At 49.8% G+C, this 19615-nt stretch carries 13 protein-coding genes, 1 tRNA gene and 3 pseudogenes; 15 read left to right on the forward strand and 2 right to left on the reverse strand.

What is annotated here, in order from left to right; all coding sequences use genetic code 11:
- Positions 1 to 80 precede the first annotated feature (80 nt).
- The 11 genes and pseudogenes from tuf to rpoC all read left to right on the forward strand — a co-directional run bounded on the left by tuf (position 81) and on the right by rpoC (position 13538).
- Positions 81 to 1267 (forward strand): annotated as a pseudogene (gene tuf, locus IPJ88_08125) (elongation factor Tu).
- A gap of 63 nt (positions 1268 to 1330) precedes the next feature.
- On the forward strand, positions 1331 to 1489 hold the full coding sequence (rpmG, locus tag IPJ88_08130) for a 50S ribosomal protein L33 (GenBank protein QQR91665.1): 159 nt from the start codon (positions 1331 to 1333) through the stop codon (positions 1487 to 1489).
- Between the two features lie 60 nt (positions 1490 to 1549).
- Positions 1550 to 1623 (forward strand) — tRNA-Trp (locus IPJ88_08135).
- Between the two features lie 102 nt (positions 1624 to 1725).
- The gene (secE, locus tag IPJ88_08140) at positions 1726 to 2154 is read left to right on the forward strand and encodes a preprotein translocase subunit SecE (protein QQR91666.1); all 429 of its coding nucleotides are present in this window, start codon (positions 1726 to 1728) and stop codon (positions 2152 to 2154) included.
- Positions 2155 to 2281: 127 nt separating this feature from the next.
- A pseudogene (gene nusG, locus IPJ88_08145) lies at positions 2282 to 2807 on the forward strand (transcription termination/antitermination protein NusG).
- A 4-nt stretch (positions 2808 to 2811) separates the two neighbouring features.
- Positions 2812 to 3252 (forward strand): 50S ribosomal protein L11, encoded by a 441-nt coding sequence (gene rplK / locus IPJ88_08150; GenBank protein ID QQR91667.1) that lies wholly within the window; start codon positions 2812 to 2814, stop codon positions 3250 to 3252.
- A gap of 59 nt (positions 3253 to 3311) precedes the next feature.
- Positions 3312 to 4010 (forward strand): 50S ribosomal protein L1, encoded by a 699-nt coding sequence (locus tag IPJ88_08155; protein QQR91668.1) that lies wholly within the window; start codon positions 3312 to 3314, stop codon positions 4008 to 4010.
- 1 nt (position 4011) lies between these two features.
- Positions 4012 to 4560: a 50S ribosomal protein L10 gene (locus IPJ88_08160; GenBank protein ID QQR91669.1), complete on the forward strand. Its 549-nt coding sequence runs from the start codon at positions 4012 to 4014 to the stop codon at positions 4558 to 4560.
- Between the two features lie 95 nt (positions 4561 to 4655).
- On the forward strand, positions 4656 to 5033 hold the full coding sequence (gene rplL / locus IPJ88_08165) for a 50S ribosomal protein L7/L12 (protein ID QQR91670.1): 378 nt from the start codon (positions 4656 to 4658) through the stop codon (positions 5031 to 5033).
- Between the two features lie 166 nt (positions 5034 to 5199).
- Positions 5200 to 9351: pseudogene (rpoB, locus tag IPJ88_08170) on the forward strand (DNA-directed RNA polymerase subunit beta).
- A 2-nt stretch (positions 9352 to 9353) separates the two neighbouring features.
- The gene (gene rpoC / locus IPJ88_08175) at positions 9354 to 13538 is read left to right on the forward strand and encodes a DNA-directed RNA polymerase subunit beta' (GenBank protein QQR91671.1); all 4185 of its coding nucleotides are present in this window, start codon (positions 9354 to 9356) and stop codon (positions 13536 to 13538) included.
- A gap of 281 nt (positions 13539 to 13819) precedes the next feature.
- On the opposite strand, the gene upp is transcribed toward rpoC, so the two are convergent.
- Positions 13820 to 14464, reverse strand: coding sequence for a uracil phosphoribosyltransferase (gene upp / locus IPJ88_08180; GenBank protein ID QQR91672.1), 645 nt, complete (start codon positions 14462 to 14464; stop codon positions 13820 to 13822).
- A gap of 115 nt (positions 14465 to 14579) precedes the next feature.
- Here upp and IPJ88_08185 point away from each other — a divergent pair, with 115 nt between their 5' ends.
- The 4 genes from IPJ88_08185 to IPJ88_08200 all read left to right on the forward strand — a co-directional run bounded on the left by IPJ88_08185 (position 14580) and on the right by IPJ88_08200 (position 19177).
- Entirely contained in the window at positions 14580 to 15026 is a 447-nt protein-coding gene (locus tag IPJ88_08185; GenBank protein QQR91673.1) for a hotdog fold thioesterase, read from the forward strand.
- Between the two features lie 2 nt (positions 15027 to 15028).
- A complete protein-coding gene (locus IPJ88_08190; protein QQR91674.1) occupies positions 15029 to 17425 on the forward strand; it encodes a UvrD-helicase domain-containing protein in 2397 nt (798 codons plus the stop codon).
- Positions 17426 to 17478: 53 nt separating this feature from the next.
- Positions 17479 to 18090, forward strand: a complete 612-nt coding sequence (locus tag IPJ88_08195; protein ID QQR91675.1) for a hypothetical protein — start codon at positions 17479 to 17481, stop codon at positions 18088 to 18090.
- Positions 18091 to 18175: 85 nt separating this feature from the next.
- Complete coding sequence (locus IPJ88_08200; protein QQR91676.1) at positions 18176 to 19177, forward strand: NAD(P)-dependent alcohol dehydrogenase; 1002 nt, start codon at positions 18176 to 18178, stop codon at positions 19175 to 19177.
- A 70-nt stretch (positions 19178 to 19247) separates the two neighbouring features.
- On the opposite strand, the gene IPJ88_08205 is transcribed toward IPJ88_08200, so the two are convergent.
- On the reverse strand, positions 19248 to 19508 hold the full coding sequence (locus IPJ88_08205) for a hypothetical protein (protein ID QQR91677.1): 261 nt from the start codon (positions 19506 to 19508) through the stop codon (positions 19248 to 19250).
- Between the last annotated feature and the right edge of the window lie 107 nt (positions 19509 to 19615).

Consider the following 19615-nt stretch of genomic DNA (forward strand, 5'->3'; position numbering starts at 1 on the left):
GCGCTGCGAGAGATTGTATGTGAAGTGAGTGCTCACGCTGCTTAAAACTGTGGTGTGACTAGACAAAGAGGATATTGGCCATGTCGAAAGAGAAATTTCAAAGATCGAAACCCCACTTGAACGTTGGCACGATTGGTCACATTGACCATGGAAAAACAACGACCACCGCAGCCATTACCAAGGTGCTGAGCGAGAAGTTTGGCGGCTCTGCGATTTCCTATGCTGACATTGCCAAGGGCGGCACGGTGCGTGACGACAGTAAGATTGTCACGATTGCAGTGAGCCATGTGGAGTACGAGACGGACAACCGCCACTACGCACACGTGGACTGTCCCGGACACGCCGATTACATCAAAAACATGATCACGGGAGCCGCGCAGATGGATGGCGCGATTCTGGTGGTGAGTGCTGCCGATGGCCCGATGCCGCAGACCAAAGAGCACGTGCTTTTGGCGCGTCAGGTGGGTGTGCCGCAGATCGTGGTGTTCTTGAACAAAGTGGATACGGTGGATGACAAAGATTTGCTTGAGCTTGTGGAGATGGAAGTTCGCGACCTTCTGAGCAAGTACGAGTTTGATGGCGACAACATCCCAGTGGTTCCTGGCAGTGCGCTCGGAGCACTTCAAGGCAAGCCAGAGGGTGTTGAGTCGATTTTGAACTTGATGAAGGCAGTGGATGAGTGGATCCCCGAGCCAAAGCGCGACATCGACAAGCCATTCTTGATGGCGATCGAAGACGTGTTTAGCATCAAGGGCCGCGGCACGGTGGTGACCGGACGTGTGGAGCGTGGAGTGATCAAAGTCGGCGAGGAAGTGGAGATTTTGGGCTTCACGGACCCCAAAAGACGGTGGTCACTGGCGTAGAGATGTTCCGCAAGCTGCTTGATCAGGGACAAGCAGGAGATAACGTGGGCTGTTTGCTACGTGGTATTGAAAAAGACCAGGTGGAGCGCGGTCAGGTGCTAGCGCATCCCGGAACGCTAAAGACACACGAATTTGAAGGTGAAGTGTACGTTCTAAAGAAGGAAGAAGGCGGAAGGCACAAGCCGTTCTTTACGAACTACCGTCCGCAGTTCTATATGCGCACAACGGATGTGACCGGAACGATCACCTTGGCAGATGATGTGAAGATGGTGATGCCCGGCGACAACGTAAAGATCAACGTGGAGTTGATTACCGTGGTGGCGCTTGAAGACAAGCAGCGCTTTGCGATTCGTGAAGGTGGCCGCACCGTCGGTGCCGGTGTTGTGACTAAGATTTTGGAGTAAACATAGAAAGCAACGATTTTTTCCAAAATTGGGGAAGAATCGTTGGTGTGTGAAGTTAAGTCATTGAAAACGCGAGTGAAAATTGCTTTGGTGTGCAGCGAGTGTGGGGCGCGGAATTATCGAAGCACCAAAGCGATAAAGCAGGGAGAAACAGAATTCCTGAGTCTCAAGAAGTTTTGCCCCTCCTGTGGTAAACACACGGTGCATAAGGAGTCTAAATAGACGAAAATAGTTAATAAATTCACATGCCATCAAGTCGCAGTACGGACTTTTGGCATATTTAGGCCAGTAGCTCGAACTGGTAGAGCAGCGGATTCCAAATCCGCGGGTTGGGGGTTCGAATCCCTCCTGGCCTGCTGGTTTCAAGCAAATTGCGTCAGGGGGTGGCACACCGGCAATTTGTGAAGTAAAAGGCAGCCCCAGATCCTAAATCAAGTAATTGACGTATCGAAAATACTATGAACGACGAAAGTAACAGCAACGAATCTGTAGAAGCGGTGGGCACACGAACCATGGGCCTGGAGCGCTACGTGCAATTTGCGTTCCTAGTCTTTGCGATCGGAATGTTTTGGTTTGTTGATAACTTCGTGAATACGGTTTGGGCTTATTTTGCTGAACCCGATCAAAAACTTATTTCAGGAATCGCGGCAGTTGTTGGTATGGTGGGTGCCTTCCTTCTTTATCGCAATCAAAAGGTAAAGGGGCTTTCCGATGACGTCGCCCAAGAACTTGCTCGTGTGACTTGGCCAACACGCAAGGAAACCCGCTATGCGTCGTTGGTTGTTGTCATCACTTCCATCGTTGCAGCTGTTTTGTTGGGGCTCATGGATGCTGCGTGGTCGGCGCTTACCGACTTTATCTATACAGGGAGTATTCCACTTGGTTGAAGAAAGCATAAAACCGGTAGCGGAACCCGCTGCAGCAACATCAGTCGATTCGGAGTCTGCAACGCAGAGCGAAAACAGTACCGCTGCATCCTCTGTTCCAGAGAGTTTGGCTGAAGCCAAGCCCGGTATGAAATGGTATGTCGTTCAGGCCTATTCTGGTTACGAGACAAAAGTTCGCGCCTCGCTTGAGGAGCGTATCCGACAAGTTGAGATGGAAGCGGACTTTGGTCAGATTTTAATTCCTAAAGAAAATGTTCAAGACAACCGTGGTGGAAACAAAAAGCTCAGTGCTCGTACTTTTTATCCTGGTTACATTTTCGTTCAGATGAACTTAAATGAAAAGACGTGGTATCTTGTTAAGGATACTCCTAAGGTCAGTGGTTTTGTGGGTGGTCGACATCCTGCGCCCGTGCCGATGAGTGAGATCAATACAATTGCTCAGCAGATCGTGGATGGACAGGCTAAGCCCAAGCCACGCGTCGTTTTTGAGCAGGGTGACCATGTGCGTGTGGTTGATGGTGCGTTTGCAAACTTTACGGGCTCTATCGAGGGAAGTAAACACCGACAAGCAGAAAGTTCGTGTGTTGTTATCTATTTTTGGGCGGGCGACGCCTGTGGAACTCGACTACGGCCAAGTAGAAAAGACGGTGTAAGGCAATGAAGAAGGTAATTGGTCAAATCAAACTACAACTTCCAGCGGGTAAAGCGAATCCATCGCCTCCGGTGGGTCCTGCTTTGGGTCAGCATGGTGTCAATATCATGGGCTTCTGTAAGGAGTTCAATGCTAAGACTCAAAAGGACGGCGACCTGATTATTCCTGTGGTTATCACGGTTTACTCGGACAGATCGTTTTCCTTCATTACGAAAACACCCCCGGCTCCTGTCCTTATTAAGCGGGAAATTGGTCTAAGTCTTGGTAAAAAACCCGGCTCTGGCTCAGCACGGCCTCACAAGGACAAAGTAGGGAAAATTACCCGTGAGCAGTTAAAAAAGATTGCAGAGATTAAATTTCAGGATATGAATGCGGCCTCAATCGAGGCAGCTGCTGAAACCATCGCTGGAACTGCGCGTTCCATGGGAGTGGATGTCATTGATTAGTTTTGACCACCTTGAGGTGGGAGGCGGTGTTGTTTCGATGCCGTCGTTAGGGAGAGAAGATGCAAAAAGGTAAGCGAAGGCAGCAGGTCGCCGGAAAAGTCGACCGGGATGCCCAGTACAATCTCAATCAAGCTTGCAGCTTGGTTAAAGAAGCGTCGTTTGCACGCTTTGATGAAAGTGTTGATATTGCCGTGCGTTTGGGCGTGGATCCAAAACATGCAGACCAAATGGTGCGTGGCGCTATCGTCCTTCCTCATGGAACAGGCAAAACCGTCCGTGTAGCTGTTTTCGCTAAAGGCGAAAAAGTTAAAGAAGCCGAAGATGCTGGCGCTGACATCGTGGGCAGTGATGACCTCGTTGCCAAAGTTAGTGAAGGCTTTTTGGACTTTGACACCGTTGTTGCAACACCGGATATGATGGGTGGCGTAGGCCGCTTGGGTAAAGTGCTCGGTCCGCGCGGTCTTATGCCGAACCCTAAAGTGGGCACGGTAACCATGGATGTGGCTAAGGCAGTCAGAGAAGCGAAGGCTGGCAAGATTGAGTTTCGCGTCGAGAAGGCCGGCATCGTTCATGCTCCTGTTGGAAAAAAGTCCTTTGATGAAGCTCACTTGTTAGAGAATGTGAAAGCTCTCATGGGAGCGCTCCTGAAAGCTAAACCCGCAGCAGCCAAGGGCAACTACGTACGTAGTATTACGCTCAGCTCGACGATGGGCCCTGGCATCAAGATTGACCCTGCAACCATTGAAGCGGAGGCCTAAGATGGCAACATCGCAAGCAACAAAAGAGGCGCAGTTAAACAGCATTCGTTCGCGATTTGAAAAAGCAAGTTCAGCCGTGCTGCTTGATTTCAAAGGTACGGACGTTGAGACAGTGACTGATTTGCGAAATAAATTTCGTGAAGCGGGCGTTGACTACGCAGTCGTTAAGAACACTTTGATTGAAAAAGCCATTGAGGGGACTGCTCTTGATGCGCTTGACGATTTCAAAGCTCAGCTCAAGGGACCCACAGCGCTTGCGTGGGCCTATGAGGATCCTTCCGCGGCAGCAAAGGTTCTCAAGGCCTTCAAAAAAGGCCTTGAAAAGGATACCTTGAACGTCAAGGGCGGGGTAATGGATAGTAGCTTCCTCAGCGCTAAGCGCGTTGAAGGGGAGCTAGCGAATCTTCCTGGCAAGGATGAAATTCGTGCTCAGTTGCTTGCAACCTTGCAAGCCGCAGCAAGCGATCTTGTCCGGCAGCTCAATGCTGCGGGTCAAAACTTTGCTCATGTGCTTAGTGCTCGTGAGCGTTCATTGTCGAGTGGGCCCTAGGGCTACGCGAGCTATGTAAATGTCGAGCGAGCCCTAGGGCCGCGCGAGGTGTGTAGGTAGGGAATCAGCATAATAAAGAAGTGGGGATAGAAGAGATGGCAAACATGACACAAGATCAGATGGTTGATGAGCTCAGCAACTGGACCATCATGGAAGTTGCAGGCTTGGTTAAAGCTTTGGAAGAAAAGTGGGGCGTGAGCGCTGCACCTGTTGCTGTGGCTGGAGCTGTTGCTGCTGGTGCCGCTGAAGCAGTTGAAGAACAGACCGAGTTCTCAGTGGAGCTTAGCGCTGCCGGTGACAAGAAAATCAATGTCATTAAGGCAGTTCGCGAAATCACAAGCTTAGGCCTTGCAGATGCTAAAAACCTTGTCGAGGGCGCGCCCAAGATGATCAAGGAAGGCGTATCTAAGGACGAAGCCGAAGACATCAAAAAGAAACTCGAAGAAGCTGGCGCGAAAGTCACTGTTAAGTGATTTTCGCGGCTTCGCGTCCTCGAAGCTTAAGTCGTCGGTAGCGAGTTGCCGTGGCCGCGGGTTTTCTTGCGGCTTTAACGGCGGTTTTTCTTGGTCCGAAAAACCGCTTGAATTACTAACTGCAGAAACGCAGGGACCGAGCCGGTATAAATAAGGAGCCTAGTTAATGGGGTCAGTAATACAAACGAATTTTCGTACACGTCATAGCTTTGGGAAAATCTCCAAAATAATTGACATCCCAAATCTCATTGCGATTCAAAAGCGCTCGTATGAGAAATTCCTTCAATTGAACGTGCCTCACGAGGAACGTGAAGATACTGGGCTTCAGGGTGTGTTTAAGAGCGTTTTCCCAATTCGGGACTTTAACGGCACCAGTGAGTTGGTCTTTGCGGGCTATACGCTTGAGCGACCAAAATACGACGTGGACGAATGTCGGCAACGAGGCATGACCTTTGCTGCGCCTATCAAAGTCACTATCCAATTGGTGCTCTATGATACCTCGGCTGGGGATGCCGCAGATCGACCTGTAAGGGACATCAAAGAGCAGGAAGTCTACTTTGGTGAGATTCCTTTGATGACCGATAACGGTACCTTCATTGTGAACGGTACCGAGCGTGTTATCGTGAGTCAGTTGCATCGTAGTCCAGGCGTGTTTTTCGATCACGATAAAGGCAAAACCCACTCTTCGGGTAAGTTTCTTTATCAGGCTCGTGTGATCCCATACCGTGGTTCATGGCTTGATTTCGAATTTGATCCCAAAGATATCATCCATGTTCGTATTGACCGACGTCGCAAGATTCCGGCGACTGTATTGCTAAAGGCACTTGGCTACTCGGTGCAAGAGCTTTTGGACTTCTTCTACGATACAGAGACCATCTATGTTGAAAGTTCGAAGAAAGCTTCTAAGTCAATCGAATTTGATTTGCTTTCTGGTCAACGTTCAACCCGAGACATTAAAGTCGAAGGGGAAGTTGTGGTTCGCAAGAATCGCAAGTTCACACGTGCTGCGATTCGTAAGCTTCGTGATGCGAAGATCGATCGTTTGCCGATGGATGCCTCGGAGCTGTTGGGTAAAGTCAGTGCCGAAGACGTAATTGATCCAAGCACCGGAGAAGTGATTCTTGGCGTCAACGATGAAGTAACCGAAGAAAAGTACGAAGCAATTCGTAAAGCTAAGGTCCCAACCTTTAAAGTTTTGTTTATCGATGGCCTAAACGTCGGAAGCTATCTTCGTGACACCTTGAACGTTGATAAGATTGGTACTCAAGATGATGCAATCTTGGAGATTTATAAGCGTTTGCGCCCAGGTGATCCACCCGCGCTTGAGACAGCTCGCAATCTCTTTCAAAACTTGTTCTTCAATCCAGACCGCTATGACCTATCGAAGGTTGGCCGCTTGAAGCTCAACTATAAGTTCTATAAGGATGGTGAAGAGAAGCCTTCGCTTGATCAAGGTGTGCTTACCAAGCAAGATATTCTTAACACTGTTCGGCATTTGATTGATTTGAAGAATGGCCGTGGCATCGTTGATGACATCGATCATCTCGGCAATCGTCGTGTACGTGCCGTTGGCGAACGCATGGAGAACCAATACCGTATTGGTTTGGTTCGCATGGAGCGTGCCATCAAAGAGCGCATGAGCATGTCTCAAGAACTTGAGACGCTTATGCCGCATGATTTGATCAATGCAAAACCTGTGAGTGCTGTGGTCAAAGAGTACTTTGGTTCAAGCCAGCTCTCTCAGTTCATGGATCAAACCAACCCGCTTTCCGAAGTGACGCACAAGCGTCGTCTTTCGGCACTCGGACCAGGTGGTCTTACGCGTGAGCGTGCAGGTTTCGAAGTTCGTGACGTGCACACCACTCACTATGGTCGTATCTGCCCGGTTGAAACTCCGGAAGGTCCAAACATTGGTTTGATTGCATCGCTTTCAACTTACGCTCGCGTGAACGAGTATGGTTTCGTTGAAACACCCTATCGCACAGTGAGCGAGGGACGAGTCAGTGAAGAAGTGCGTTGGTTTAGTGCACTTGAAGAAGAGGGGCATTTTATCGCGCAGGCTAATGCTCCTGTGGATCCCAAAACAAGCAAGTTGACCAACAACCTTGTGAGCGCACGAAACAATGGCGACTTTGTGATGGTTCCGCCAGATCAAATCACCCTGATGGACGTGTCTCCAAACCAGCTTGTGTCGGTGGCTGCATCGATGATTCCTTTCTTGGAGCACGACGATGCGAACCGCGCACTTATGGGCTCAAACATGCAACGCCAGGCGGTGCCGCTCATTGATACGCATGCTCCGATTGTTGGAACTGGCCTTGAAACGCGGGTAGCTCGTGATTCTGGGGTATGTGCAGTCGCTAAACGCGATGGCATTGTTGAGTCTGCGGATGCAGGCCGTATTGTGGTGCGTGTTGAAGGTGAGGGCGGTGAGTTTCCAGACATCTATCGTCTGAGAAAGTTTCAGCGTTCAAATCAGAACACTTGTTACAATCAAAAGCCTGTGGTGCGTCCTGGGGACCGCGTCAAAACAGGTGATGTTCTCGCTGATGGGCCGGCTTGTGATATGGGCGAACTGGCCTTGGGCCAAAACGTTGTGGTCGCTTTCATGCCTTGGGGTGGATACAACTTCGAGGACTCGATTCTTATTTCTGAGCGCGTGCAAAAAGACGACGTATACACTTCGGTTCATATCGAAGAGTTTGAATGTGTAGCGCGTGATACTAAGCTCGGTAAGGAAGAAATAACACGCGACATACCAAACGTGGGTGAAGAAGCCTTGAAGGACCTTGATGAGGCAGGTATTATTCGCATTGGTGCAGAAGTTGCGCCCGGCGATGTGCTCGTTGGAAAAGTTACTCCGAAGGGTGAAACACAACTTTCTCCCGAAGAGAAACTGCTTCGCGCGATCTTTGGTGAAAAAGCTGGTGACGTGCGTGACAGCTCGCTGCGTGTGCCTCCTGGTGTTGGCGGTATCGTCATCAATGCACGAGTATTCTCTCGCAAGGGTACCGAAAAAGATGATCGCACCAAGGTCATTGAGGAGCTCGAACGACAGAAGCTTGAAAAGATATGGCGGATGAAATCAGCATTATCCGTGCCTCTGCCAAAGCACGCGTAAAGCGCTTGCTATCGGGCGGCACGACCACATCAAAGCTTGTGGATGACAAAGGCAATGTACTTGTTGCGAAGGACACCAAGCTTAGTGCAGAGGTGTTGGACGAGGTTCCGCTTAAGTATTGGAGTCATCTTGAAGTTGATAAGAGCAACGATCGTGTTGTTCGTATTCTGGCGCAACTTGATGAGCAGATTGCTGCTATCGAGAGCATTTGTCAGGAGAAAATTGAAAAGCTTTCACGTGGTGACGAGCTACCTCCTGGCGTGATCAAGATGGTCAAGGTCTACATTGCTATCAAACGCAAGCTTCAGGTTGGCGATAAGATGGCAGGTCGACATGGTAACAAGGGTGTTGTGAGCCGTATTCTTCCCGAGGAGGACTTGCCCTACCTTGAGGATGGGACTCCCGTTGATATCGTCTTTAAACCCTCTCGGTGTGCCGTCTCGTATGAACGTCGGTCAGATCCTAGAGACTCATCTTGGATGGGCAGGCCTTTTGTTAGGGAAGCAATTGGATCGCATGCTGGAGAGCCAGAAGCCGTCTGCTTCAGAGCTTCGCAAACACTTGCTCAATGTGTTCAAGAAGGGCGCAACTTACGAGTTGATCAAGGAACTTGGCGATGACGATGTCGAGCGGCTCTCTGAGAAATTGCGACGCGGTTTCCATTTTGCCACACCTGTATTCGATGGGACTACCGAAGAGGAAATCCGTGACAAACTAGCTCTTGCTGGAGTAGCCACAAACGGGCAAAGTGTTCTCTTTGATGGTCGCACCGGCGAAGCGTTTGATAAAAACGTTACGGTTGGCGTGATGTACATGCTCAAACTTCATCACCTTGTCGACGATAAGATTCATGCACGTAGCATTGGACCTTACTCGTTGGTTACTCAGCAACCGCTCGGTGGTAAAGCACAGTTTGGTGGTCAGCGCTTGGGTGAAATGGAAGTCTGGGCGATGGAAGCCTATGGTGCAGCCTATGCGCTGCAGGAGTTCTTGACTGTCAAATCGGATGACGTGCAGGGACGAACTCGCATGTATGAAGCAATCGTTAAAGGCGAGCATACCTTGGATGCCGGTGTGCCCGAGAGCTTCAACGTGCTTGTCAAAGAACTTCAGGCATTGTGTCTCAACGTAGAATTGATGGAGCGAAGTGTAGCTATGCAAAGCTTGGATAAATCTGCCGCAGGCGGGGAAGGTTAATCATGAAAGATATTTTTAGCTTTTTCGAGAAACCCAAAGACCCGACTGCTTTTTCGGCGATTCGCATCTCCTTGGCCTCTCCGGAAAAAATCCGGGAGTGGTCACACGGTGAAGTGAAAAAGCCAGAAACGATAAACTACAGAACCTTCAAGCCTGAGCGTGATGGCTTGTTCTGTGCAAAAATCTTTGGTCCAGTTAAAGACTACGAGTGTAACTGCGGAAAATACAAGCGCATGAAGCACCGCGGCATCGTTTGCGAAAAGTGCGGCGTTGAAGTCATTCAAAGCAAAGTACGTCGCAAGCGTTTGGGTCATGTGACCTTGGCGACGCCAGTTGCGCATATTTGGTTCTTGAAAAGCCTTCCTTCGCGTATCGGAGCGGTGCTTGACATCACACTTAAGGAGCTTGAGCGTGTTCTTTATTGTGAGTCCTATATCGTCATGGATGCGGGGGATACGCCTCTGAAACAAGGCGAGATTCTTTCTGAGGAACATTATCAGGAGCTCATGAACGAGTACGGTCCCGGCTCGTTTGAAGCGGGCATGGGTGGTGATGCGATTTTAGAATTGCTCAAAGTGATTGACGTGCACTCGGAAGCTGAGATTTTGCGCTCTGAAATGCGCCAGACCACCAGCGAGACCAAGCGTAAGAAAATCGCCAAGCGTCTAAAGGTCATCGAGTCTTTTCGTGATTCAGGCAACCGTCCTGAGTGGATGATGCTCTCGGTGATTCCCGTTCTGCCACCGGATTTGCGTCCCTTGGTTCCATTGGATGGAGGCCGATTTGCGACTTCCGATCTAAACGATCTGTATCGTCGGGTAATCAACCGTAACAATCGTTTGAAGCGTTTGATTGAGCTTAACGCTCCTGAGATCATTATCCGCAACGAACGACGCATGCTTCAGGAAGCTGTCGATGCGCTTTTTGACAACGGTCGTCGCGGTAAGACTATTACTGGTCCAAATAAGCGCCCACTTAAGTCCTTGAGTGATATGCTTAAGGGCAAGCAGGGTCGTTTCCGTCAGAATCTCCTTGGTAAGCGTGTTGATTACTCGGGTCGTTCGGTTATCGTTGTAGGTCCTGCACTTCGTTTGCATCAGTGTGGTCTGCCTAAGCGTATGGCTTTGGAACTCTTTAAGCCGTTCATTTACAACAAGCTCGAAGAGCGTGGTTATGTCACCACCATCAAGAGTGCCAAGAAGCTTGTTGAAAAAGAAAAGCCTGAAGTCTGGGATATCCTTGATGAGGTAATCACGGAACATCCCGTTCTGCTTAACCGTGCGCCTACCTTGCACAGGCTTGGTATTCAAGCTTTTGAGCCTGTACTGATTGAAGGCAAAGCTATTCAGCTCCACCCTCTCGTTTGCGCGGCATTTAACGCGGATTTCGATGGTGATCAGATGGCTGTTCACGTGCCATTGTCAGTCGAGGCGCAGATGGAGGCTCGCGTGCTGATGATGAGCACGAATAACATTCTGTCGCCTGCCAGCGGTAAGCCCATCATTAACCCAACTCAGGATATCGTTCTTGGCCTTTATTACATGACGCGCGAAAAACCGTTTGCGCGAGGTTCGTATAGGCCTGGTAGTGAGAAGGAAGGCGATTTCAGTGGTATTTACGCCTCAGCAGAGGAAGTGCGCATGGCGTACGATGCTGGTGAGATCGATTTGCATGCTCGCATTAAGTCTTATGTGCGTGGCCAGCTCTATGAAACCACTGTAGGTCGTGTACTCGTCAGCGAAATTTTGCCGGAGCAAGTTGATTTCGAGCATGTGAACAAGGTGCTCGATAAGAAGGCTCTAAGCGCGCTTATTGACCATTGCTATCGTCAGAGCCGCAACAAAGCCACAGTGCTTCTTGCAGATAGACTCCGAACCCTTGGTTTCACGATGTCTACACGTGCAGGTATCTCCATCTGCATGGAAGATATGGCGATTCCTGAGTCCAAAGCCGAGCTTTTGAAGGCAGCGCAGACAGACGTTGAGACCGTCGTGGAACAGTATCAAGAGGGTCTCATTACGGATGGTGAGCGCTACAACAAGACCGTCGATATTTGGGCTGACGCTGCTGACCAAGTGGCGCGAGACCTGCTCGATGGTATTGGCCATGAGACCATCACCGATCCAAAGACAGGCGAGACGGCTGATACGCCATCCTTCAATCCTATCTTTATGATGGCTGATTCTGGTGCGCGTGGTTCGAACCAGCAAATTCGTCAGCTCGCGGGTATGCGTGGTTTGATGGCAAAGCCTTCGGGTGAAATCATCGAAACCCCAATTACGGCGAACTTCCGTGAGGGTCTTACTGTGCTTCAGTACTTCATCTCGACGCACGGTGCTCGTAAAGGTTTGGCCGATACGGCTCTTAAGACAGCGAACTCTGGATATCTGACACGTCGTTTGGTGGATGTTGCACAGGACGCTTCGGTGACTGAATACAACTGTCAGACCATCGATGGTATCTGGGTGCAGGCTCTTGAAGAAGGTGGCGAAGTGGTTCAACCACTTGGTGACCGTATTTTGGGTCGTGTTGCACTTGAAGACATTATCGATCCAATGACCGATGAAGTTATCGTAGCGGCGAATCAGGAAATCGACGAGGAGACTGTAACGCGTGTTGAAGACTCGGGTATTGATCGTGTCTTGATTCGTTCTGTGCTTACCTGTCAGTCACGTCGCGGTATCTGTGCGTTGTGTTACGGTCGTGACCTTGCGCGTGGTTACACGGTTAACATCGGTGAAGCTTGTGGTGTTATCGCTGCTCAGTCGATTGGCGAGCCTGGAACGCAGCTTACAATGCGTACCTTCCACATTGGTGGTGCTGCGGCGCGTGGTAAGATTGAGCAATCGGCAATCGAAACACGTTCTGAGGGTATCGTTCGCTTCGAGAACGCTTCTCTTGTTGAGAAGAAAGACAAGAGCGTTGTGGTCATGAACCGACACGGTATCGCTAAGGTTGTCGACGAGTCTGGTCGTGAAAGAGAGCGTTACCGCTTAACCTACGGTGCTGTTATCAAAGCCAAGGATGGCGAGAAAGTTGCCAAAGGCACCTTGCTGGCGGAGTGGGACCCTTACGCGATTCCGATTTTGACTGAAGAGGCTGGTATCATCCAGTACGGTGACATCATTGAAGGTGTGACCATGGAAGAAAAACTTGACGAAGTAACGGGGCTTTCGCGTCGTGTGGTGATCGAGTCGCGTGATGCCGCGGCCCGCCCACGCATCGTAATCCGACGTGCGGGAACCGAAGAGGACGACTCAGAGGAAAATATTCTGGCGCGTTATTTCTTGCCTGTTGGAGCAAACCTTATTCCTAGCGAAGGTGAGCAAATCGAGGCCGGTGAGATTGTGGCCAAGATTCCTCGTGAGACGACAAAGACCAAGGATATTACTGGTGGTTTGCCTCGTGTTGCTGAGTTGTTCGAAGCTCGTAAACCTAAAGATCACGCTATCGTTTCTGACATTGACGGAATGGTGAGCTTTGGTAAAGACACCAAGGGCAAGCGTAAAGTGATCATTACTACTGAGGTCGGCGACCCAGAGGAGTATTTGATTGCTAAAGGTAAGCATCTGACGGTCAAAGAAGGCGATCATGTTCAAGCTGGCGAGCCTCTTATGGATGGCCCGGCCAGTCCGCATGACATCTTGCGTGTTCAAGGCGAAAAGGCTTTGGCGGCATGGCTTGTTAACGAGATTCAGCAGGTTTACCGTCTGCAAGGCGTTACGATTAACGACAAGCACATCGAAGCGATTGTGCGTCAGATGTTGCGTCGCGTGAAAATCAAGGATGTTGGAGACACCAATTTCTTGGCGGATGAACAGGTTGAAAAGTCGGTGTTCGAAGTAGAAAACGAGCGCGTGATTGCTAAGGGTGGCAAGCCTGCTGTGGCAGAGCCTCTCCTCTTAGGAATTACCAAAGCGTCTCTGTCTACCGAATCGTTCATTAGCGCTTCATCCTTCCAGGAGACAACCAAGGTTCTTACAGAGGCAGCAGTCTCCGGTAAGATCGATGCCCTGCGGGGTCTCAAGGAAAACGTTATCATGGGTCGTTTGATTCCTGCTGGTACGGGGCTGGGAGCTTATGAGCGCATGGATGTTATGGTAGAAGACGCCATTTCAAGCGAGTTCGGTGGCTTCGGCTCTGAATCAAGCTTTGATACCCCTGCAGCGGCAGGTAGCAAGCTTTAGTGTAACCGGTCAGTCCTGGGTGTCAGCAAGGACTTTTTTCGAGGTTTTCGTATATTCGGCTTACCTCCTCGCTACTCGTCGGCAAGTACCAGTGTACGTGCCTCCTCGTCGCTGCGGGGGCGCTCGAATCTACGAAAACCTCGAAAAAAGACTTGTCTTCTAGCTTTGTCCTCGTGTTCGTGTACTTTTTTGTTAACTGCTGACTTTTGTCAACGAATGACTGGGTACGCTTTAGTCACTGCACTAGGCAGATTGCTTAGTCTTGTCGTCTCCCACCTGTACTAGTGGTTCTTGGTGCCGAAGAGGCGATCTCCGGCGTCACCTAGGCCAGGCACGATGTATCCGTGATCGTTAAGACGTTCATCCACAGCGGGTGTGTAGATGGGTACATCAGGGTGCTGCTCGTGAAAGTGACTAATGCCTTCAGGCGCTGCGAGTAAACACACGAACTTGATGGAACGCGGTTTTTCTTTCTTGATGCGGTCTACAGCGGCGACTGCTGAGTGTCCGGTGGCTAACATCGGATCAAGAAGCACAGCGTCCCGGTCTTCTAGGCTACCAGGAAGTCTAAAGTAGTATTCAACGGCTTCAAGCGTTTGAGGGTCACGGTAAAGGCCGATGTGACCGACTCGTGCCGAAGGAATAATTTGAAGCATACCGTCCAATAGACCAATACCTGCACGCATGATTGCAATGAGTACAAGCTTTTTTCCCTCGAGAACGGGTGCGTTTGTTTTGGTTAGTGGCGTGTGAACCTCGCGATCCGTCAGAGGCATATCCCGAGTGATTTCGTAACCCAAAAGCATGCTTATTTCTTGCAGCAACTGCCGAAAGGAACGCGTACTTGTTTCTCGGTCACGCATGATGGAAAGTTTATGCGTAATAAGAGGATGGTTGATCACGTGAAGTTGACGTTCTCTTGGCATCGCAAACCGCCGTTCTTTTGAGCTGGGTTTCTATTTTGGGGGAGATTGGATCAAAGGATAAGTCTGTGCAAGGGCTGGTGCAAGGCTCTTTAAAACATGGTAAAGCAAACTGCTTATGCTTAGCGTGGACCCAAAATACGAATTACTCGAAAAAGTCATGACGGAGATGATTCCTTTTAACAAAATGTTAGGCATCGAGGTTCGAAGCTTAAAAAAGGGCTATGCCGAACTAAAAATTCCTTTTCGTCCCGAGTTTGTTGGAGACTTCACCAAGCCTGCCTTGCACGGAGGTGTGCTTTCGGCTCTCATGGACGTAACCGGTGGGGCAGCAGTCTGGACCGTCTTAGGTGCAAACAGTCGGGTTGCTACCATTGATTTGCGCGTGGATTATCTAAAACCAGGCCAGTCGCTTGATGTCTTTGCGCGCGCCCAGGTCTTGCGAGTGGGTGGGCGAGTTGGGGTGGCGTCGGTCCAGGCTTTTCATGAGGAAAAACCAGAGGAAATTATCGCGGATGCACGTGGAGTGTATGTCCTTCGTCGCAATGTTGAAAATGCAAACTAGGTATGGCTGAAATCATGCAGCAACAAGGCAATAATAATACAAAGACATTTACTGTAGTCGAAGAAGAAGAGAAAGTCCTTAGGCGATTTAAAACTCATCTACAAGTACATCGCAATACTCGGCCTTCCAGTCCAATCGACTACGACAAAGAGCTAATTGACCTTCGTGATCAAATCAATAGTGCGCGTCTTGAAGACGTCCCGCCTCTTATCGAAGAGATGGAGCGTCTACAGCAAGTTGCTGCTCGTCGCGCACAGGTCACTGCGGGTCACGTCAATCCTGCATCACCATATTTTGCACGCATGATTCTAGAAGAGGACGATAAGAAGCGAGAAGTGCTTATCGGTCGGAGTACCTACCTTGATTCAAGGACAGGGATACGCATCGTCGACTGGCGCAATGCTCCGGTTAGTCGCATCTACTATCGTTATGATGAAGGAGATGATTACGAAGAAGATTTCGGTGGGCGTGTCGTGGAAGGTGATGTGCTTTTACGGCGTAGCCTTGCCATCAATAATGGTGTGCTAAGGCGCATTACGACTCCGAAGTCGACTTTTGTTAAAAGCGCTCATGGTGAGTGGCGCGAAGTTCCGCATGAATTTATTCAGCTTCACGGTGGTCAGGGCATCGCGCTCCGTCCGGAGAGTCATCATAAACCTGGTCAATTGGGTATCGGAGTTGATGGTGATGGTCGAGCCGATCGTTTCTTGCCAGAGATTACGGCACTTATTGATCCACAACAGTTCGAACTGATTACCCGCCCGGATGCAGGCGTCATTGTCATTCAAGGTGGAGCCGGTAGCGGCAAAACAACGATTGGCTTGCATCGCATGGCTTATTTGGCCTTTCAAGATCCGAACCGTTTTCGGGCGGATAAGATGCTTGTGGTCGTTTTTAACCGCGCGCTTGCGCGTTACATGTCAAAGGTTTTGCCGGCTTTGGGTATCGAAGGTGTTCCGGTCGTAACCTTTGGTTCATGGGCATCAAAACTTCGTTCAGCTCACCTTCCGTTGCTTCCCAAAGAATACAGTGATGAGACTCCCGCTGTCGTCACTCGACTAAAGAAGCATCCCATCATGCTTAGGCTTATTGACGGTTTCACCGAGCAGCTGGCTAACAATTTTGAGCGAGAGATCAATGAGCAGGTGTCAAAAGCTGCTGTCGATGAGTACGCATTGCCGATATGGCAGCGCTTCCCACGCATGCCGGTGGGTGCACGCCTAGACTATCTGCAAAAATGGCTTTTGAAGAAGGATTGTCCTTTGCAGCGTGCTGATCGACTGCATCTCAAGCAGCTTGTCGATCGTTATCGCGGTAAATCGTTCGACACACTAGAGGCCTGGTCGGATATTTTGGGCGATCAGCGGCGTATTCAATCACTTCTAGATGAAGATGATCCCCAAGCCTTTGAAAAAGGTGAGCTTAGCACTGCTCATCGATGGGTTGTTCGACACTGTGAGCTAGTCGCCCAAGAAGTAGAAGCCAAGGAACAAGAAATTAGGGACCGTAGTGATCGCGCTAATTTTTCAGATGACGATGAAAACGATCGTCAAACTGGCATTGATGGACAGATAGAGAACGACCACGCGCTGCTTGATCGTGAAGACGATGCCCTGTTTCTTCGTTTGATGCAGCGGCTGCAGGGACCGCTGCGACATCGCAAAGAAGAGCTGCGTTACGAGCATGTTCTGGTTGACGAAGCGCAGGACCTTAGTCCGGTTGAACTTGCCGTTGTGCATAACACGGTGAGCAAAAAGCAGAGCATGACCTTCGCTGGCGATGTTGCACAGCGTGTTTTCATGGACAACGGCTTTACGTCATGGAAGAAGGTTTTTTCCCAACTTGGACTCTCTCATGTCGAAGTTGAGCCTTTGAAACTTTCCTATCGTTCGACGCATGAAATTATGGAGTTCGCGCAACATGTATTGGGGCCCTTAGTCAATGAGGAGCCAGGACAAGCTACTAAAAGCGGCGCACCCGTGGAGTTGTTCAAGTTCTCCCATCCAGGAGATGCTGTTGGCTTTATCGGGGAGGCGATTCGTGAGGTTGTGCAGCGTGAGCCCTTAAGTTCTATTGCTGTCATCGCGCGTTATCCTGAGCAGGCCGATCTGTATTTTGACGGTCTGAAAAATTCGGAAGTACCAAATCTGCGTCGGGTGGCCGACCAGGACTTTTCCTTCCGACCGGGTGTCGATGTAACCGACGTTCACCAGGTGAAAGGTCTTGAGTTTGACTACGTTGTCTTACTGGAGGTTTCTGCAGCGGTTTACCCGCAAGAGGATGACGCTCGACATCTCTTGCACATCGCGGCGACACGTGCGGCTTATCAGTTGTGGGTCACCACGACCGGTGAGCCGTCCAGACTGCTTCCGGAAGCCTTGGTTGAACAGGCATTGTAGGAAATCGTCGTCGCAAAACTAGCCGCTCGTCGACAGATGGCTATAATCAAGCTGTGGTTTCCGATTTAGCTGGTCGCTGTGGTAGTTGCTCGTATTTTATACCTCTGCATACGGATGAGTCAGGTCGTAGCAGCGATAAGTGTCGTTTAACTCAAGGCGGAAAGACCCTACCGGAGACAGCCACTTGCTCGAGCTACAAGGCTTTCGGAAGCGCGTGGAACGTAAGCTCAAAGAAAAAGAGCGCCACGCACAGGCATGCAGCTATGCCAGCGGCGGTCAAACGCGTGCTGCCAAAGGAGATAGGAATTGATATGGACACGGAAGAATTTCGTGAGGTATTGCGTGATGTTTTGCGCGAAGAGCTAGGTCTTGATGATGTGGATCTTGCTGAGCGTTGGCGTGGTGGAAGTATTGTGCTCAAACCAGGCAAAGAAGGAGTGCAGGAAAAAGAAATCCCCTTGGATGCCTTGTTTCATAAAGTTGTGATGATTCGTGACAAGCTCCGGGTGCTTGAGTCCAAAATCAACGCGAACAAGAAGCTAACCGATGGTGAAAAAGTGCAGCTCCAACAATACGTCACAGGTTGTTACGGTTCGCTTACCACTTTCAATGTTCTTTTTCGCGATCGAGATTCAGGTTTTGTAGGCCAACGCACGAAAGAATAGCTTTGCGTCTTTGAAGGCCTTCTAGGCAGTATCAAGCAATCGTGCTAAATCTGCGCTTGTCCTGGATCCTTTAGGAGGCACTGTCATGATTAAGGCCTATGCAGCAAACGAAGCTAAGGGTGAGTTTAAGCCCTTTGAATATGAGCCCGGTGAACTTCGCCCTGAGCAAGTTGAAATTAAAGTGCATAGCTGTGGGCTCTGCCATTCAGATATTTCCATCGCGGATAACGAATGGGGCTTTAGTCAGTATCCTGTCGTTCCTGGGCATGAAGTTATTGGTGAAGTCATTGCACGTGGCGATCATGTCAAACACCTTGATATCGGAGCAATCGTTGGTTTGGGTTGGTTTAGTGGGAGCTGCATGCACTGTCTGCAATGCATGAGCGGTAACCACAATCTTTGCCCAAGTGCGGAAAGTACCATTTTAGGTCGACACGGGGGCTTTGCCGATCGAGTGCGTTGCAATGCCGAATGGGCTATTGAGCTTCCTACAGATCTTGACGCAGCAAAGGCAGGCCCTCTTTTTTGTGGTGGCATTACTGTGTTTAATCCGATTGTTGAGTTTGATGTTAAGCCTACCGATCGTGTTGCTGTTCTTGGCGTGGGCGGACTTGGTCATCTGGCTTTGCAGTTTTTGAATAAGTGGGGTTGCGAAGTGACTGCTTTTTCGTCTAATCCTGCCAAGGAAGCTGAAGCACTTAGCATGGGTGCTCATCACGTGATCAACAGCAAAGATAGCTCTGCTCTTGAAAAAGCTGCCGGTAGCTTCGACTTCATTCTTTCAACTGTTAACGTGGAACTTGACTGGCCTAGTTATCTTGGCACTCTTGCCCCCAAAGGACGGTTTCATACGGTGGGCGCTATCCCTACGCCGATGAGTATTCCAGCATTTTCTCTTATTGGTGCTCAGCGCAGTGTTTCAGGCTCTCCGCTTGGCGCACCTGCAACCACGACGAGAATGTTGGAGTTTTGTGCACGCCATGGCATCGCAGCGGTTACGGAACATTTTCCGATGGCGAAAATTAATGATGCTTTCGAGCATCTTAGGGCGGGCAAAGCCCGCTATCGCATCGTATTGGATGCGTAGCGAAGGCCATGACCCTAGACAGCTACCTCTTCACTTTGTGATTTTGGCTCGCTACTTTCTTAAGCGAACACTAGTTTGGCAGCTTGGCTTTTAGCGATTCAAATTTAGATTTTGCTTTAAGCATAGAAGCTTTAAGTTCGATGCGTTTATCATCAGCAATGTCTCTTACTTGTTGTTCGAGTTCGCTAGTGCGTTTTTTTAATTTTTCAAAACTATCCTGAAACTCTTTACTGCCAAGATGGGCCTTCAGCTGCAGTTCGTCTCGCATGCGTTGCAGATCGTCTTTGATCTTATCTAGTTCTACACGGGTTACAGGTCGGAAATCTTGCATAGCATTCTCCTTTATTTATGTGATTGCATTACGGCTCTGCACGGATAAGCAGTGTTTTTGCTTGTCCATACAGCTTGGTTGCTGCCTACTGCACCTAGTCGATTCGT

The sequence above is a fragment of the Myxococcales bacterium genome, assembly GCA_016699535.1.
Lineage (GTDB): Bacteria > Myxococcota_A > Polyangia > Polyangiales.

Bases quoted from the DNA above. Each gene is read 5' to 3' on its own strand.
- secE (QQR91666.1), top strand. From the start codon at position 1,726: ATGAACGACGAAAGTAACAGCAACGAATCTGTAGAAGCGGTGGGCACA.
- rplK (QQR91667.1), top strand. From the start codon at position 2,812: ATGAAGAAGGTAATTGGTCAAATCAAACTACAACTTCCAGCGGGTAAA.
- IPJ88_08155 (QQR91668.1), top strand. From the start codon at position 3,312: ATGCAAAAAGGTAAGCGAAGGCAGCAGGTCGCCGGAAAAGTCGACCGG.
- IPJ88_08160 (QQR91669.1), top strand. From the start codon at position 4,012: ATGGCAACATCGCAAGCAACAAAAGAGGCGCAGTTAAACAGCATTCGT.
- rplL (QQR91670.1), top strand. From the start codon at position 4,656: ATGGCAAACATGACACAAGATCAGATGGTTGATGAGCTCAGCAACTGG.
- rpoC (QQR91671.1), top strand. From the start codon at position 9,354: ATGAAAGATATTTTTAGCTTTTTCGAGAAACCCAAAGACCCGACTGCT.
- upp (QQR91672.1), bottom strand. From the start codon at position 14,464: ATGCCAAGAGAACGTCAACTTCACGTGATCAACCATCCTCTTATTACG.
- IPJ88_08185 (QQR91673.1), top strand. From the start codon at position 14,580: ATGCTTAGCGTGGACCCAAAATACGAATTACTCGAAAAAGTCATGACG.
- IPJ88_08190 (QQR91674.1), top strand. From the start codon at position 15,029: ATGGCTGAAATCATGCAGCAACAAGGCAATAATAATACAAAGACATTT.
- IPJ88_08200 (QQR91676.1), top strand. From the start codon at position 18,176: ATGATTAAGGCCTATGCAGCAAACGAAGCTAAGGGTGAGTTTAAGCCC.
- IPJ88_08205 (QQR91677.1), bottom strand. From the start codon at position 19,508: ATGCAAGATTTCCGACCTGTAACCCGTGTAGAACTAGATAAGATCAAA.